Origin of the sequence: Rhizobium sp. FKL33 (assembly GCF_005222915.1) — a bacterium.
Taxonomy (GTDB): Bacteria; Pseudomonadota; Alphaproteobacteria; order Rhizobiales; family Rhizobiaceae; genus Rhizobium_E.
In genome coordinates, this window is sequence record NZ_STFX01000019.1 from 82,794 (window position 1) to 98,524 (window position 15,731).

The window sequence follows — 15,731 nt, forward strand, 5'->3', positions numbered from 1 at the left end:
CATGATCGTCCTATCGCCGTTGACGGCTGATTAGACGGCGCGCCCGCTGGGGCGAATAGACATATGTTCAGCCATGGGTCCGCTCCCTTTTCTGGTGTTGTCGATGGTTGCACATCAACCATTGGCGCGTTCAATGCAAGAGCAGAATATCGGGTGAGCCGTTGCTCTCCGAGGCCTGTGGTGAATTCGCCACACTCAGAACGCGCAACGGCCCCGGTTTTGCGCCGGGGCCGTCGATTGTCGTTTCGGCTCGCTGATCAGAATTCCGACCAGGTCTGCTGGAGCATGTTCAGCGCAGCGTTGCCGCGCGAGACGGGCGCCGGGGCGGATGCGGCGCGCGAGGCGGGGGCGACGGCGCGCGGACGGGTCTGAGCCTGCGACGCGCCAGCCTGGCCGCCGAACTTGAAGGTGCTCATCAGGTCGCCGAGGCGGGCGCTTTCCTGGGCGAGGCCGGCGCCGGCGGCGTTCATTTCCTCGACCATGGCGGCGTTCTGCTGCGTGGCCTGGTCCATATGGTTGACGGCGGTGTTGATTTCGCCGAGGCCGGAGGCCTGTTCCTGGGCGGCGACGGCGATCGCGTCCATATGGGCGTTGATCGCCTGCACCACTTCGGCGATGGCCGACAGACCTTCGCCGGTGTCCCTGACGAGGCGCACGCCTTCGGCGACGGCGGTTTCGGAATTGCCGATCAGCGCCTTGATCTCCTTGGCGGCGTTGGCCGAACGTTGCGCCAGTTCACGCACTTCCTGGGCGACGACGGCGAAACCCTTGCCGGCTTCGCCGGCGCGGGCGGCTTCGACGCCGGCGTTCAGCGCCAGAAGATTTGTCTGGAAGGCGATCTCGTCGATCACGCCGATGATCTGGCTGATCTGCTTGGACGAATGTTCGATCTTGCCCATGGCGGTGACGGCGTTGGACACCACGGCGCTCGAGGTTTCGGCGCGGCTGCGGGCGCCGCGCACGAGGTCACGGGCTTCGGAAGCGCGCTTGGAGGTCGATTGCACATTGGCGGTGACTTCTTCCAGGGCGGCGGCGGTCTCTTCGAGCGAAGCGGCCTGCTGTTCGGTGCGCTTGGAGAGATTGTCAGACGCCTGCGAGATTTCCGAACTGCCGTCGCGGACCATGCGGGCGGCCTGGCCGACGCCGGTTAGCGCGTCGCGCAGCTGCTGCACAGAGGCGTTGAAGTCGCGGCGCAGCGGTTCGAACTGCTGGGCGAAGGGCTCGTTGATCTGGCAGAGCAGATCGCCGGCGGCCAGGCTGCGCAGACCGGAGGCGAGCGCGCCGGTCGCCTGGTTGAGACGCTCGTCGGCTTCCTGTTCGGCGCGGCGCTGGAGTTCTTCGCGTTCCTGTTCCGAACGTTTGCGGTTTTCTTCCGCCTGGCGTTCGAGATTATCATTGCGGATGGCGGCTTCGCGGAACACTTCCACGGCGCGTGCCATTTCGCCGACTTCATCGCGGCGACGGACGCCCGGCACGGTGATCGACTTGTCGCCACCGGCGAGCGCCGTCATGCAGCGGGTGAGGGCGGCGATCGGGCCGGTGACGCGGAACAGGATGACCGAAATGGTGACTGCACAGATGGCGAGGATGACGATGAAGGCCAAGGCGCAGAGGATCGTGGTCGTCAGCGCGGCGGCGCGGAGTTCCGCCGACGATGTCGTCAGCGTCGCAACGGCTTCCGAGGCGACATTGGCGATGTTCTTCAGCTTTCCCGTCACCAGCGGGCGCCAGTCGTCGAGCTTGAGCGGCGTCGGGGTTCCATCCTTAAGCGCCTGAATGGTCTGATCGCGAACGGCTCCGAATTCGGCGCCGAAGTAGCCGTTGTTCGCCTCTGCGGCGGCGGCCTTGATTGCGTCGGGCGTGGCGTCGTGATTAACGAGCGTCTCTGTGGCTTTCCAGGCGAAAGCCATGGTGGCGAGGTCGGCGTCGATCTGTCGGCTCTGTTCCGGCGTCAACTTTCCGTCGCCAGCCATGGCGGTGTTGACGGTCAGGAATGCGGCCCCGCCGATGGCGCGGGCGGACCAGGCCAAAGCGCGGATCTGGATAAGCGCGGTCTGGTTGGGGTCGTGGGCGCGGATATCGACCTCGACGGCATCCGAGGCGTCTTCCAGCGCTCTCAGGAATTGCTGGCCGACATCCATGACAGATTGCTGGAGCGCCGCGTCGCGGTTCGCCAGCGGTTTGGCGATTGCGGCGTCGACTTCGGCGCGAACGGCGAGGAAGCGGTCCAAGACCGAGAAGAGCTGCGACAATTTCCCGTTGATGTCTCCGTCGTCGACCATATCCGCCGACGCCTTCACCTTTGCCACGGCCTCATCGACCGCGCTGCGGTTTTTGGCGAGAGAGGCGACAGTGGCTGCGTTTTCGTTCTGATCCAGTTTCAGCGCCGCGACGCTGTCGCCGCGTTCATTGCGGAAATTGAGAAGCGTGCGGAACAAGCCCTCGTCGAGCGTCGCCAGTTCATTGACATGAGACTGAGTGACGTAATCGGAATGAGCGGTCAGCATGGATTTGCCCATCAGCCCGCTGGCGATGAGCCCAATCAGGACGAAGGTCCCCATCAGGATATTGCGAATTGAAATTGTCATCGTCTTCCCCCTCGCCGCGCAGGCGGCAGATAAACCCGAAGCAATACTGCGCCCGACTTGTCGACCGAACCGCAATTTGTTCGGTTGGCGTCGGCTGAGCGCAAAATTGCTGTTGTTCGGCAAAGTCGCTTCTGGAGGTTTCTGCTGTATTAATGAAAACAGTGAGATTTAATAAAAGTGACCGCTGACATTGCCGGCGCCATTATCTTCGCCAATTTCCGATTGCGATCCTTTGTTGATATGCAATTAAGGCAATTTATTTAGGGAGTTCTATTTTAGCGAGGTGCGTATTTTAGATTAAGCGCAGATTGCGCTTGTCAAGATATACATGCAGCCTGCTTCGGGCGATGATTTTAGTCAGATTTATCGCCTAATAACTTCTTCAGCATTTCGGCCATCGGCCCGGTGGCCACAGCCTTCGGGCCCTGGGGGCGGGCCTGGCGAATATGCGACTGGCCGGCGGGTTTCGGCTTTGTGGGTTCAACCTTGGCGTCGCCGCCCGACAGCTTGTTCATGAACTGGCTTCCATCGCCCTTGAGCAGGAGACCGGCATGAAGCGCGATGTCGTCGAGCAGCGGATCGAGCCAGGTCTGGTCGATCTTGGCGAAATCGCCGAGGACATGGTTGTGCACGAGTTCCTTGGCGCCGGGATGGCCGATGCCGAGGCGCACGCGGCGATACTCCCTGCCGCAATGGGCGTCCATGGATTTGAGCCCGTTATGGCCGCCGTGACCGCCGCCTGTTTTCACGCGCACTTTCGCTGCGGGCAAATCGAGCTCGTCATGGAAGACGGTGATGTCGGCGGGGGTGAGTTTGTAGAAGCGCATGGCTTCGCCGACACTCTCGCCGGAAAGGTTCATGAAGGTCTGCGGTTTCATCAGCAGGATCTTCTCGCCGTCGATCTCGCCTTCGGAGATTTCAGCCTTGAACTTCTTCGACCAGGGGCCGAAAGGCAGCTTGCGGTGAATGGCGTCGATGGCCATGAAGCCGATATTGTGGCGGTTGCCTTGATATTTCGGGCCCGGATTGCCCAGTCCTGCAAAGATCTTCATCGGTTCATGCCTCGGCTTGCCGTTTGCGCCTTCCAAGCCGCAACCGGCTGGCAATGTCAACCATTCCAGACGGCGCGGCATGAAAAACCCCGCGCGGCTTGCGCCGGCGGGGTTCGAAGTCGCCGTCCGGCATACGCCGGACGGCCATAGTCTTGTTGTTATTCCGCTTCGCCGGTCGTGCCGCCAGCCGGGGCAACGATCGTGGCGATCGTGAAGTCGCGGTCGGCGATCACGGGGGTCACGCCAGCCGGCAGCTTGACGTGCGAGATGTGGATGCCGTCGCCGATCTTCAGGCCGGAGAGGTCGGCCGTGATGAATTCCGGGATGGCGTCAGCCGGGCAATGGACTTCGACTTCGTGACGAACGACGTTCAGCACGCCGCCGATCTTGATGCCCGGGGACTTTTCTTCATTGATGAAGTGAACCGGGATCTCGACGGTGACCTGGCTGCTGCCGGACACGCGGAGGAAGTCGACATGCATGGTGAAGTCGCGGACCGGATCCAGCTGATAATCCTTCGGCAGGACCGAGATCTTCTGGCCGTCGACGTCGATGGTGGCGACGGTGGTCATGAAACCGCCGGCGTGAATCTTCAGCGTCACTTCCTTCACGGGGAGGGAAATGGACAGGGGGGCCTGCTTGTCGCCATAGATGACGGCAGGGATGCGGCCGTTGCGGCGAAGTTCGCGGGAGGACCCCTTACCAACCCGTTCGCGCAGCTCGGCCTTGAGCTCGTAAGTTGCGTGGCTCATGGCTATTCCTTTCAAGTTTGCGGAGTGTCCCGAGCGGCGCGGACGCCGACCCAAAACGACATATCTTTGTGGATACGCCTCCGCCGTGCCTCCAAGGGTGTCCCGGCGGATGCGCGCCTATACCCCAATGTCCCCGGCAATGCAAGTCGCGCGCATGTCCCGAAAGATGCGCCCGCCGCGATTGACCCGGGGGGAACGCCGGGGCAATCTCCCCGCATTGTCGAATCCGACCGCATACGGAGCCTGCCATGATGCGTAAAGCGCTATACGCCGCGACGGCCATCGCCCTCGCTTTTTCTCCCGCCGCCTCGCGCGCGGCCGAGATCAACCAGGCCGGAGCCCAGAAACTGCTCGACAGCCTCACCTATTATCTTCCGAAAAGCGTCAATGACAGCGGTTTCTTGACCGTCACGCCCGGCTCGCAGCGTTACGAGTTGCGGATGGACTTCGCCACGCTTCTCAAGGATGTCGATCCCAAGGTCTTCACGATCGAGGGTCTGAAGCCGATCTCCTATTACCTGACGCCTCAGGATGACGGGTTGTGGAAGGCCGAGCTCAACGATCGGCTGGATGTATCGGGCAGCTTCAATACCGAAGGCAAGTCGTCCACCTTCGTTTACAAGATCGAGAAGATGACCGGCGACGCCCTGTTCGACCCGGCCGTCTCCTTCTTCCGCACCAGCAACACCGTCTATGAGAACATCGCCATCACCACCCAGACCGGTCCGGAAATGGTGGATATTGCGATCGCAAAGGCCGCGCAGGACACGCGGCTCGAAAACGTCGTCAACGGACGCGGCGATCTCGTCGGCAATTTCAGCGTCAGCGGATTGAGTGAGACGATCAATGGCCCCGGACAGGGCGGACAAGTGCGCATCGACGCAGCCTCGATGGACGGGCGCGTGCAGATGGACAAAGCCGGGCTCGCTCCGATGCGCGATCTCGTCGTCTTCGTCCTCGATCTCGTGAAAACCGGCAAGAAGACCCTGTCGGTGGAAGAGAGCGCCAAGCTCAAGGCGCTGATCCGCGCCAATGTGCCGCTCGTCGACAATCTGGTCGAGGACATTCATTTCCGCGATGTGAAAGTCAATGCATCCAACATGACGTTCTCGGCCGCCGACATCGGCTACAAGATCGCCTTCAACGGCTTGAAGCCGGACAGCCGCTTCGAGTTCGAGGTGAACGCCACCGATCCGTCCGCCCCTGCCGGTCTGTTGCCGCCCGGCACGGAAGCCGCCATGCCGAAATCGCTGAGCTTCGGCATGGCGATGCGTGATCTCAATCTCGAAGGGGTGGTGACCTATCTCGCCGACCACGCCGACTTCACCAAGAGCGAGCCGCTGACGCCGCAACAATCCGATGAACTCGGCAAGATCGCGCTGCCGAACGGCAAGATGAATTTCGAGTTCACCAATGTCGCCGCCAAGTCCGACGTTTATGACATCGCGCTCAGTGGATCGATGCAAGTCGAGATGACCCAAAGCGACAAACCGAACATCAATGTCGATATCGTCGCCCGCGATTTCGACAAGACGGTCAAGTTCCTGCAGGACAACGCCGCGACCGTGCCCGAATTCGGCCAGGGCGCATTCATGGCCTTGATGATGAAGGGCTTCGGCCGCGAGCAACCCGACGGCTCCATCCTCTGGAACGTCAAGATGGGGGCTGACGGCCAGGTCATCATCAACGGGCAGCCGATGAAGATGTAAGGCCTCGCCAAGCGGTACGGACGAAGCGTCGCAGATTTGCGACAGGCCGGCGGAGCGGGGAAAGATGCGTCATATTTTCCTTATGTTCGCCGGCCTTTTCATGATAATCCTGTGAGGGAAATGCCGGGAGAGTGACGACAGCGCGAAAAGCGCCGGATGTAGACACGGGCAGACGCTTTGGGAGGAGCTCATGCTTGGATCGAACCAGCACGCGGATAAAGTCTACCAACTGACCCAGGAGAAATCGGCCGGAGCGAGTTCGCCGATTGCAGCGTCCTGGCGGCGATGTCTGACACGATACGGGCTGACGCCCGAAGACAAGCGCGACCCGCACCGGCTGACGGAAGCGGAATTTCAGGAAGTGCTCGGCCAGTCCGGCCATGTCGTCGAAGAAGCGGCGGGCGAGCTCGACTGGCTGTTCGGCATGGTCGGCCGCGCCGGCTGCTGCATCGTCATCACCGACAGCAACGGCGTCGTGCTCGACCGTCGCGGCGTCAACGGCGAAGACAAGGAATTTCGCGATCTCGGCCTATGGACCGGCGCTCTGTGGAGCGAGGCGAGCGTCGGCACCAACGGCATCGGCACTGCGCTCGCCGATGGGCGCATGGTGACGGTTTTCCGCGACCAGCACTTTCTCTCATCCAATATCGGACTGTCTTGCGCGTCTGCGCCGGTGCGCGACCATGTAGGCCGGATCGTCGCGGCGATCGACATTTCCACGGCCCGGCGCGACGCCTCCGAAATGATCATGCCTGTGCTGGCGCAAGCCGCGCGGGACACGGCCGGCCGTATCGAGGTCAATCTCTTCCGCCGCGCCTATAGCCGCGCCCGCATCGTGCTGCTCGACAACCAGTCGCATTCCGGCTCGGCGCTGTTGGCGGTGGATCGCGACGACATGGTGTTGGGCGCGACCCGCGCCGCGCGGCTGGCGCTCAAGATCGACGACGCGATGATCCAGAGCGGCATACCGGCCTCCGACATTCTGAGCGAAACGCGCGACGACAGGAGCGCCGACCTGCTGGAAGCGGAACGCGCCGCATTGAGGCGGGCGCTGGCGCGCAACAACGGCAATGTGTCGCTGACGGCGCAGATGCTCGGCATCAGCAGGGCGACTCTGCACAGGAAGATCAACAAGCTCAACCTGCACGGTGAGTGACGATCGATATGAACGGGTAGGTGGAGGCGGATCAGTTCACCGGCGCCGCCAGTGTGATCTCGAATAGGGAGCGTCTGGGAACAGCCTCTGCATTTAAGGTCGCGCTTACTCGACTTCTGATTACAGGGAAATTGCGGTTGTTTGCGCGCTTCTTGCTCTTTTCCAGCGCGTTCAGGACGCTTCTACCTTGACATCCGTTACGGATGAGGCCCCGATTAAGCCTGCATTAAACCACTCGTGGTAGGTGCTAGAGACTGGCGGGGGAGCGAATGTTGCGGATCTTAGTACAGTTTTTTGCCATTCCGACGGACAGGCCCGAACTCGCGCTTGCCCAATTCTCGGCATTCCAGCGTCAAGTTCCGTTGATGTATCTGATGCTGTTGGCCAACACGGTCGCGCTTTCCATCACCCATGCAGGCCTGGCGCCCTGGCAGTTGACGATCGGCGCGCCGAGCATCCTCTATCTTCTCTGCGGCTACAGGCTGGTCGGCTGGGTCGCGAGGCGCAAGCAGGCGATCACCGCGGAGGCGGCTATCGCACGGCTGCGCGGCACCCTCCGCTTCACCGTCGTGCTCGGCGTCGGCTTCACCGCCTGGGCATTTTCGCTCTATGGCTATGGTGGCGACCTCGAGAGGGGGCATGTCGCTTTCTACATGGCGATCACGATCATCGGCTGCATCTTCTGCCTGATGCATTTGCGGGCTTCGGCAGTGATGCTGGTGTTCATCGTGCTCGGTCCTTACGTGCTGTTCTTCGCCTCGACCGGGGTCGAAGTGTTCCAAATGATCGCGGTCAATGTTCTGCTCGTCTCGGCGGCGCTGTTGTTCATCCTGCAGATCTACTACACCGACTTCGCCAATCTCATCGCGTCTCGCAAAGAGATCCAAGCGCAACAGCAGGAGGCCCTGCGTCTTTCCGAGGAAAATCTCCGTCTCGCCAACCTCGACAGCCTGACCGGTCTTTATAATCGCCGCTGGTTCGTGACCGCGCTCGAACAGCGCCTGGCTGCGGCGGAGGCCGCCAGCGAAAGGCTCGCCATCGGCATGGTCGATCTCGACGGGTTCAAGCCGGTCAACGACGCCTATGGCCATGGCGTCGGCGACAAAGTCTTGATCGAGGTCGGTCGGCGGCTGTCGCTCGCGGCAGAGCGCGAGGGGCTGGAGATCGCCAGGCTCGGCGGCGACGAATTCGGCTTCATCCTCAGAAATCCGGTCTCCGACGAGGCGGCGGTCGCCGCCGCCGCGCGGCTCATCGCCGAGTTGAAGCCGCCGCTCGACTTGCCGGAAGTTTCGGTGCGTGTCGGCGGCTCGAGCGGGGTGACCATTTTTCCGCAGCATTGTTTCACGGCCGAAGAGGCGTTCGAACATGCCGATTACGCTCTCTACCACGCCAAACAAACGCGCCGGGGAGAGGTTATCCTGTTCACGCAGGCACTCGCCACCGAAATCGCCTATCGCAGCCTGGTGGAGCAGGAGATCAAGCGCGCGGATCTCGATCAGGAATTCCAGCTCGCCTTCCAGCCGCTCTGGTGCGAAAGCCGAAGTCGGACCTATGGTTTCGAAGTGCTCGCGCGCTGGGATTCACCCGTGCTGGGCCCTGTCCGACCCGACGTCTTCATTCCCGTCGCCGAGCGCTGCGGGATGATCGGGGCGCTGACGCTGTCGATTTTCGCCCGGGCGCTGAAAGCGGCGAGCGCATGGCCCGACGATGTGATCCTGTCCTTCAACCTGTCGATCAAGGATATCGAAACGCCGCAGGTGCTGGACGGGCTGCTCGACAGTCTGGGCCGCAGCGGCTTCGATCCGCATCGGCTGGTGTTCGAGTTGACGGAAACGGCTGTCATGCAGAAGTTGCAGGTGGCCACCGGCAATCTCCGTCGTCTGCGCGATCTCGGAATCGGCGTGGCGCTTGACGATTTCGGCGTCGGCCAATCCAATCTCGGCCAGATCCATCGCTTGCCGGTCAGCGCGCTGAAGATCGACAGAAGCTTCATCACCGACATCAGCGAGAGCGCCGTCAGCCGCAATATCATCCGGACGCTGAACGATCTCGCTCGCAATCTCGACTGCGCCTGCGTCATCGAAGGCGTGGAAACGCAGGAGCAGGCGATGGCGCTGAAAGCGCTCGGCCTCAATCTGTACCAGGGTTATTTTTTCGGACGACCGATGAGCGAGGCGGCGGCGATCGAACGAATTCAATCAGAGATGGCTGCTTCTCACGCCGCATGACGCAAAAAATCCGTAAAATAAACGGTTCGACAGTGTGCCGGAAAGAGGCCGCCGGAGTTTCAGGAGATGGGGTGATCTCTTGTCCGGGCAAGTGGATCTCCCGGCGGCCCCGACTTTGAAGTCGTAAACGCGTTGGTTGCAACGGTCAATATTAGTGAGCTTATCATTTTTGGGTGTATTTGGCGACCATTGCGGGTCGATGTCAGAGGCCGGTTTCGCAGGCCTCGTCGATCACCGCCAGCTTTACCGCCTGGCCGAGAAGATAGTCGTCGAGGAACTTTTGCCCCACCCAGAGCGGTGATTTTCCCGGCAGCCCGGTCCAGCCCATCGCATCATGCTCCTGCGCTTCCCGCAGCTTTCTCGACAGATGCGGCCGTGAAATGGCGAGGCGCGCGGCCAGTTCCGACGTGGCGATGAACGAACATATCAGCCGGTCTGGCCGATCGGGGTCCGGACGCCAGTTCTGGGCAAGGATGTCCATCAGATGCGCCCCAGCGTCGAGCCAGTTGAGCAGGGCGAAGTCACGTCCGATTGCATCGAAGCCTCTTCGCCGCGCCAAGCCGCGGGCCAGCGTCGGCTGGATGCGCGCCAGAGCGGAGGGATCGGCCATGAAGCGCTGCGCGCGGTTCGCCGGCGCGATCTTGTCCAGCGTGTCGAGATGGACCAGCAGCCAGAATTGGTAGATCTGGAACACCGCGGGCAGAGGCTTCAAGGGTTTTCTGCGGCGGTCCTGCTTGCTGTCGGCGGTGACGAGATAGCCGTAATTGATCAGTTCCTTGCAATAGGCGTCGGCGGTGTTGCGGCTGGCGATGCCGAGTTCCGCCATGGTTTCGGTAAAGGTGGTGATGTTGAGCCCCGGCGCGGAGGGGTCGCGCATCTGCTCGAAATAGAGAGCAAAGCCGATATGGCTCATCAGCCAACGCTGCTGGTTGGTGAAGGCGCTCGACAGCCGGGCTTCGGCGTCCGATGCTTCGATCAGACGACGTGACTGGATCCTGACCAGATCTTTAAATCCGGGATAACCGAGCAAGTAGTCATGAGTGAGCGCCACTTGACCTCCCGCTCCCTGCGGCAGCTCTGGCGACGGTGACACGAAACAGTCGTCGCCTTGTTTCCTAGTCGAACAAGCTCGACACCGACTCCTCGAGCGCAGTGCGATTGATTGCTTCGCCGATGAGAGGCGCCGTGGAAAGAACACGAATATTGGCGGCCTGCAGCACGGCGGTGGTCGGCTGTATGGAATCGGTGATTACCAGTTCCTTCAGCTTGGACGCCACAACACGGTTGACCGCGCCGCCAGAGAGAACGCCATGAGTGATATAGGCGGTGACGCTGGTTGCGCCTTCGTTCAGGAGCGCCTCGGCGGCGTTGCAGAGCGTGCCGCCGGAATCGACGATGTCGTCGATCAACAGACAGTCCTTGCCGGTGACGTCGCCGACCACGTTCATCACTTCGGATTCGCCGGCGCGCTCGCGGCGCTTGTCGACGATGGCGAGGTTGCGGTCGGACAGTCGCTTGGCGAGCGAACGGGCGCGCACCACGCCGCCGACGTCCGGAGACACCACGACGACGTTGTCGAGGTCGTAATGCGACTTCACATCACGGGCGAGAACCGGCACCGCGAAGAGATTGTCGGTGGGAATGTCGAAGAAGCCCTGGATCTGGCCTGCATGCAGGTCGAGCGTCAGCACGCGGTCGGCGCCGGCTTCGGTGATCAGATTGGCGACCAGCTTGGCGGAGATCGGCGTGCGGGGGCCGGATTTGCGATCCTGTCGGGCATAGCCGAAATAGGGCAGCACGGCTGTGATCCGGCGCGCTGACGACCGACGAAAAGCGTCGATCATGATCAGCAGTTCCATCAGATTGTCATTGACGGGATAGGACGTAGACTGGACGACGAAGATATCTTCGCCGCGGACATTTTCCTGAATTTCGACGAAGATTTCCTGGTCGGCAAATCTCCGGACGCTTGCCTTGCCGAGTGGAACGTTCAGATAGGAACAGATCGCCTCGGCCAGTTGCCGGTTGGAATTGCCCGAAAAAACCTTCATGACCTGCCGCCTGTTTTCATGCCGGATGCCGGCTTAATAACCGGCTTTGCCGTGAATGCAAGGGGATTCCGACGAATCCCCCCGCTGTTTTGCAACGCGGTAAATCAGCGCTCACGGTTTGCGCGCCGTAGGGTGATCGGCGTCGCGGCCGCGTCGTTGTCGCGGGTCAGTCGGCGGAGGCCTGGGACGCCGCGTCGGGCGAGCAGGCGGTGAGGCGCGTATCGCAGAGCGCGCCGAGGCCGCGGCAATGCTTGAGCGCGGTGCGGATCGCCACACGTTTGTTTTCGTGCACGAAATAGGCGAAGTTGTCGCCGGACGGCGCTTCTCCCTGGAACCGCGCCACGCTGAAGCAGGCGTTGGCGAAGGTCAGCAGAGGCTCGCAACGGAATCGCGACTGGCTCGAGCATTTGCTTGCCGCCGCCTGACGGGCGTCGCGTTCGCCTTGCTGGTTCTGCACGGAATAGATGACGCCCGCCTGGTCGATCGACGCTGCGCCCCAGACGCCCGGCGGCGGCGCAGCCGGCGTCTGCACGGCGGCGGCCAATTCGTCGCCCGGCTGCGGCGTCTTCAATGAGGCGATCCGGGTTTCCAGTTTTTCCTTGTCGGCCCTCAGCGCCGTCATGCTGTCGTTCAGCTTGTTGAGCTGGGTCTGGAAGAGATCGCGTTCTTCCTTGAGATCGGCGACTTCGGCTTCGAGCTGCTTTTCACGCGCCGAAGGTCCGGCGGTCCCGACGACGCCCGCATCGTCTTCGGCAGGCGCGGCGTTCTTCGCAGCGTTGAGATCGGCGGTCAGCTGCGTGACCCTGTCGGCGAGCTGCTGGCGTTCGAGCTTGGCGGAGGCCGCATCGGCGGCGACCTTCTGCAGGGCTTCGAGCTGCACCGTCAGCACGGATACCTTGGCTTGGGCCTCGCGCAACTGATTGCTGCGTTCGAGAAGCGCGGCGTTCGCCTTTTCGATATCCTCATTGGGGGAAGTGGCGTCGCCTGCCGAAGACGCCTGGCTCGCCTTCAACTCGTCCAACTCCTTCCGGGCGTCGGCAAGCTCTTCGCGCGCCTTGTCGCGTTCTTTGGCGGCCTGGTCGGCGCGGCTTTGAATTTCGTCGATCTTCCCCTGGGCGATCACGGCGCTGTTGGCGCCGGGGCTGCTGGCTTCCGCGCCGCCATCGCCTCCGAACAGCGCATAGCCGAGGCCCGTGCCGAGCAGCAGAAACACGCAGGCCGCGATCGCGGTGGGACGCCAGCGCGAGGGCTGGTGATCCTCCAGCCTGTCGCCGGCTAGGCGCAAGCGGGTTTCCGGCGCAGAGGCGCTCTCCGCCGCGGGTTCGGTTGGAGCTGGCGTCTTCTCGGTTTCACCGCCAGCGGTCTCGGTTGCGGTCGGCTCTTCCTTGGCGGGGACCAAAGCGTCGGCGGAAGACACCGGCGCTATATTGGGCGTCTCGGACGGCGCTGCATCGGCGGCGGCTTGGTCGCTATTGGCTTGGTCGGAAATGATGTCCCCTTCGTCGTCGGCGGATGCAGCAAGGGGAACCAAGCCGATTGCGGCAAGGCTCTCATCGCGGGCCTCTTCCTCGTCATCTACGGTGTCCGCCACTGCCGGCGGCGCGTCCTTGCCGCCTGTCCAGATCACCGGGTGCACGAAGGCGGCGGCGGGCGCTTCGATTTCAAGCGCGGCGAAAGCGGGGATCTTCCGAGCCAGATCGGGCTCGAGCGTCAACAGCGCCTGCCCATCGACGATCTCGGCGTCTCCGGGCAGGAAGTTGGCGGTCTTGCTCCAGCCGCGTTTGGAGAGATACTTTCCCGATGCGACATCGCGCAGCCGGAATCGGGTTTCGCCATCCGGCGGGTCCATGATGGTGATGGTGGCGACGCCGGTCTGGGCGTCCTGTTTGATGTCGATCTCCGCCACTGTATATCAGCTCCTGGGTGCAAGGGGGGCCTGTCTCACCCTGACTAGGGCCGCAGATGGGCAAGATTTGGACGGAAACTCAAATAACCAAATTTTTCCAAACATCTTGAATATATCAAATCATGCTACATATAAAGTTACATGAAAAGAGATTCCCGATTGTCCGGCGTGCTGCACGCCATACTGCACATGGCCGAGGCTGCGGCGCCGCTGACGTCCGAGCAACTTGCCAAACATATGGATGCCAATCCCGTGGTCATCAGGCGGATCATGGCGGGGCTTCGCGAGGCGGGTTTTGTTTCTTCCTCCAAAGGCCATGGCGGCGGCTGGGTTCTGGCGCGGCCGTTGGAGGACATCAGCCTCCGGGATGTCTACGAGGCTATCGGAGCGCCTGCGCCCTTCGCCATCGGCAACCGCAATGAAAGCCCTGGCTGCCTTGTCGAGAAGGCGGTCAACGCGGCGCTGGATGACGCGTTTCGCGAGGCGGAGGCTATTTTGATCGCGCGGCTGGGCGCTGTCACGCTCGCTCGACTGTTCGAGGATTTTCATCGCCGTTTCCAGGCGTACAAAGAGGAACGCTCTCATGTCCCATTATGATGTCGTGGTCGTCGGCGGCAGCTATGCCGGCCTGGCCGCCAGCCTGCAGTTGGCCCGCGCGCGCCGGAAGGTGCTGATCATTGACGCCGGTTTGAGGCGCAATCGTTTCGCTGAAGCCTCACATGGCTTTCTGGGCCAGGATGGCCGTGCGCCGGGTCAGATCATGGAGGAGGCGCGGGCGCAGGTTCTTCAATACCCGACCGTCTCTCTCCATCAAGGACGGGCAGAGCGCGCGCATGGCGGAAAGAACGATTTTTCAATCTGGCTCGACGACGGAACTGCCATTCACGGCCGGCGCCTGGTGCTGGCCATGGGCGTGCAGGACATCCTGCCTGAGATTCCCGGTCTCGCCGAGCGCTGGGGACGGCGGGTGTTTCATTGCCCCTATTGCCATGGCTATGAGCTGAACCAGGGCAAGATCGCGGTGATTGGGGTGGGCGAGATCTCCATGCATCACGCGCTCATGCTGCCGGATTGGGGCGAGACCACCCTTTTCACCAATGGCAGCTTCACGCCGAACGCCGAACAGAGCGAGGCTCTCGCGGCGCGAGGAACCCTGGTGGAAACCATTCCCCTCCAGGGCTTGGAGGGCGAAGCGGACATCGTCCTTGCCGATGACCGCCGACTGTCTTTCGACGGTGTGTTCACCGCGCCGACCACCATCCCGTCATCTCCGCTGGCCGATCAGCTGGGCTGCGCCTTCAAGGAAGGACCGCTCGGCCGCTATGTCGACGTCTCCCCGATGATGGAAAGCAGCATTAACGGCGTCTTCGCCTGCGGCGATCTTGCGCGCATGGCGGGGTCGGTGTCGATCGCAGTCGGCGACGGCGCCATGGCGGGCGTGTCGGCGCATCGGTCGCTGATGTTCGACTGATCAGCCCTGGCTCTCCCGCCATTTCATATAGGCGGCTATGGTGGCCGAACCGATTGATTGCATGACCTCGGGCGGCACCGAGCTCCAGGCGTCGTTGCCCTTGGCGGGGACGACTTCCTGGCCCTGAATGCGGTGCAGGCGCGCGCCGGCATTGTCGAGCACATCCCAGACATAGATCACCGTCACCTTCTGCCCGTCGGCGAAGGCGGAAAGATAGCCCTTCAGCACATGTTCGGCGCTCTGGTCGTTGGATCCCTTGATCGTCAGTCCATTGCCGCGCGCCGATGTTCCGAGTTCGCGTGACAGCGGCGTCACCGCGGCGATCGGCGCGCCGATGATCGGCATGAAGCGGATCGCGCCCTTGACCGGCTGGTTGGAATAGATGCTGGGCGTCGCCGGTTTGGCGCCGTCGGTGCGGTAGAGATTGGCGCCGAGGCTGCCATTGTTGGCGCGAGGCGCTGCAGGCGTGGCGGCGGCGGGCTCGGTTGCGGCGGGATTGGCCTGACCGCTCTGCAGCGCCTGGGCCTGGGCTTCGAGCGTGTTCTGCGGCGGCATGGGATCGTCGCCGCCGTCGATGGGCGGCAAAGCGGCCCTGGGCTCAGCTGCAGCTTGCCGGCTGGCTGGCGCATCAGCGGAAGGATCGACCGGCACGACCTGCTCGCTCGCAGCGGTCGCGGGTGCATTGGGAATGTCGGCCTTCGGCGTCAGCGCATCGGTGGTGTTGCAGGCCGACAACGCCATCAGCGCCGAACCGATGATCGCCAGACATCCGTATCGCCGCATTGTCGACTCCCGCTCGTCACCCGTTGCAAGTTTAT

12 protein-coding genes are annotated in these 15,731 nt (G+C 62.4%); 5 read left to right on the forward strand and 7 right to left on the reverse strand.

Annotated elements, in window-relative coordinates:
* Positions 1 to 257: 257 nt before the first annotated feature.
* From E8Q41_RS11975 to E8Q41_RS11985, 3 genes are all read right to left on the reverse strand, one after another.
* On the reverse strand, positions 258 to 2,588 hold the full coding sequence (locus tag E8Q41_RS11975) for a HAMP domain-containing methyl-accepting chemotaxis protein (RefSeq protein WP_137155779.1): 2,331 nt from the start codon (positions 2,586 to 2,588) through the stop codon (positions 258 to 260).
* Between the two features lie 353 nt (positions 2,589 to 2,941).
* Positions 2,942 to 3,640, reverse strand: coding sequence for an aminoacyl-tRNA hydrolase (gene pth / locus E8Q41_RS11980; protein ID WP_137155873.1), 699 nt, complete (start codon positions 3,638 to 3,640; stop codon positions 2,942 to 2,944).
* A 158-nt stretch (positions 3,641 to 3,798) separates the two neighbouring features.
* Entirely contained in the window at positions 3,799 to 4,392 is a 594-nt protein-coding gene (locus E8Q41_RS11985) for a 50S ribosomal protein L25/general stress protein Ctc (protein WP_137155780.1), read from the reverse strand.
* Positions 4,393 to 4,640: 248 nt separating this feature from the next.
* On the opposite strand from E8Q41_RS11985, the gene E8Q41_RS11990 reads away from it, so the two are divergent.
* The 3 genes from E8Q41_RS11990 (at position 4,641) to E8Q41_RS12000 (ending at position 9,485) form a co-directional block, all read left to right on the forward strand.
* The gene (locus tag E8Q41_RS11990; protein ID WP_137155781.1) at positions 4,641 to 6,101 is read left to right on the forward strand and encodes a hypothetical protein; all 1,461 of its coding nucleotides are present in this window, start codon (positions 4,641 to 4,643) and stop codon (positions 6,099 to 6,101) included.
* 190 nt (positions 6,102 to 6,291) lie between these two features.
* Entirely contained in the window at positions 6,292 to 7,257 is a 966-nt protein-coding gene (locus E8Q41_RS11995; RefSeq protein WP_137155782.1) for a helix-turn-helix domain-containing protein, read from the forward strand.
* 374 nt (positions 7,258 to 7,631) lie between these two features.
* A complete protein-coding gene (locus E8Q41_RS12000) occupies positions 7,632 to 9,485 on the forward strand; it encodes an EAL domain-containing protein (RefSeq protein WP_170976460.1) in 1,854 nt (617 codons plus the stop codon).
* Positions 9,486 to 9,687: 202 nt separating this feature from the next.
* Here the strand turns inward: E8Q41_RS12000 and E8Q41_RS12005 are convergent, their stop codons facing one another.
* The 3 genes from E8Q41_RS12005 to E8Q41_RS12015 form a co-directional block, all read right to left on the reverse strand.
* Complete coding sequence (locus E8Q41_RS12005; RefSeq protein WP_137155784.1) at positions 9,688 to 10,536, reverse strand: hypothetical protein; 849 nt, start codon at positions 10,534 to 10,536, stop codon at positions 9,688 to 9,690.
* Between the two features lie 64 nt (positions 10,537 to 10,600).
* Entirely contained in the window at positions 10,601 to 11,536 is a 936-nt protein-coding gene (locus tag E8Q41_RS12010) for a ribose-phosphate pyrophosphokinase (RefSeq protein ID WP_137155785.1), read from the reverse strand.
* Positions 11,537 to 11,702: 166 nt separating this feature from the next.
* Positions 11,703 to 13,442 carry a DUF4189 domain-containing protein gene (locus E8Q41_RS12015; RefSeq protein ID WP_137155786.1) on the reverse strand — a complete coding sequence of 580 codons (1,740 nt, stop codon included), beginning with the start codon at positions 13,440 to 13,442 and terminating at the stop codon, positions 11,703 to 11,705.
* A 141-nt stretch (positions 13,443 to 13,583) separates the two neighbouring features.
* Here E8Q41_RS12015 and E8Q41_RS12020 point away from each other — a divergent pair, with 141 nt between their 5' ends.
* Positions 13,584 to 14,039: an Rrf2 family transcriptional regulator gene (locus E8Q41_RS12020; protein WP_137155787.1), complete on the forward strand. Its 456-nt coding sequence runs from the start codon at positions 13,584 to 13,586 to the stop codon at positions 14,037 to 14,039.
* Positions 14,026 to 14,913, forward strand: coding sequence for an NAD(P)/FAD-dependent oxidoreductase (locus tag E8Q41_RS12025; RefSeq protein ID WP_137155788.1), 888 nt, complete (start codon positions 14,026 to 14,028; stop codon positions 14,911 to 14,913). The genes E8Q41_RS12020 and E8Q41_RS12025 overlap by 14 nt, the downstream gene beginning before the upstream one ends.
* Here the strand turns inward: E8Q41_RS12025 and E8Q41_RS12030 are convergent, their stop codons facing one another.
* Positions 14,914 to 15,696, reverse strand: coding sequence for a hypothetical protein (locus E8Q41_RS12030; RefSeq protein WP_137155789.1), 783 nt, complete (start codon positions 15,694 to 15,696; stop codon positions 14,914 to 14,916).
* Positions 15,697 to 15,731: the final 35 nt, after the last annotated feature.

What these genes read in the sequence shown, in the direction of transcription:
- E8Q41_RS11975 (WP_137155779.1), bottom strand. Translation starts at nt 2,588, where the DNA reads ATGACAATTTCAATTCGCAATATCCTGATGGGGACCTTCGTCCTGATT.
- pth (WP_137155873.1), bottom strand. Translation starts at nt 3,640, where the DNA reads ATGAAGATCTTTGCAGGACTGGGCAATCCGGGCCCGAAATATCAAGGC.
- E8Q41_RS11985 (WP_137155780.1), bottom strand. Translation starts at nt 4,392, where the DNA reads ATGAGCCACGCAACTTACGAGCTCAAGGCCGAGCTGCGCGAACGGGTT.
- E8Q41_RS11990 (WP_137155781.1), top strand. Translation starts at nt 4,641, where the DNA reads ATGATGCGTAAAGCGCTATACGCCGCGACGGCCATCGCCCTCGCTTTT.
- E8Q41_RS11995 (WP_137155782.1), top strand. Translation starts at nt 6,292, where the DNA reads ATGCTTGGATCGAACCAGCACGCGGATAAAGTCTACCAACTGACCCAG.
- E8Q41_RS12000 (WP_170976460.1), top strand. Translation starts at nt 7,632, where the DNA reads ATGCTGTTGGCCAACACGGTCGCGCTTTCCATCACCCATGCAGGCCTG.
- E8Q41_RS12010 (WP_137155785.1), bottom strand. Translation starts at nt 11,536, where the DNA reads ATGAAGGTTTTTTCGGGCAATTCCAACCGGCAACTGGCCGAGGCGATC.
- E8Q41_RS12020 (WP_137155787.1), top strand. Translation starts at nt 13,584, where the DNA reads ATGAAAAGAGATTCCCGATTGTCCGGCGTGCTGCACGCCATACTGCAC.
- E8Q41_RS12025 (WP_137155788.1), top strand. Translation starts at nt 14,026, where the DNA reads ATGTCCCATTATGATGTCGTGGTCGTCGGCGGCAGCTATGCCGGCCTG.
- E8Q41_RS12030 (WP_137155789.1), bottom strand. Translation starts at nt 15,696, where the DNA reads ATGCGGCGATACGGATGTCTGGCGATCATCGGTTCGGCGCTGATGGCG.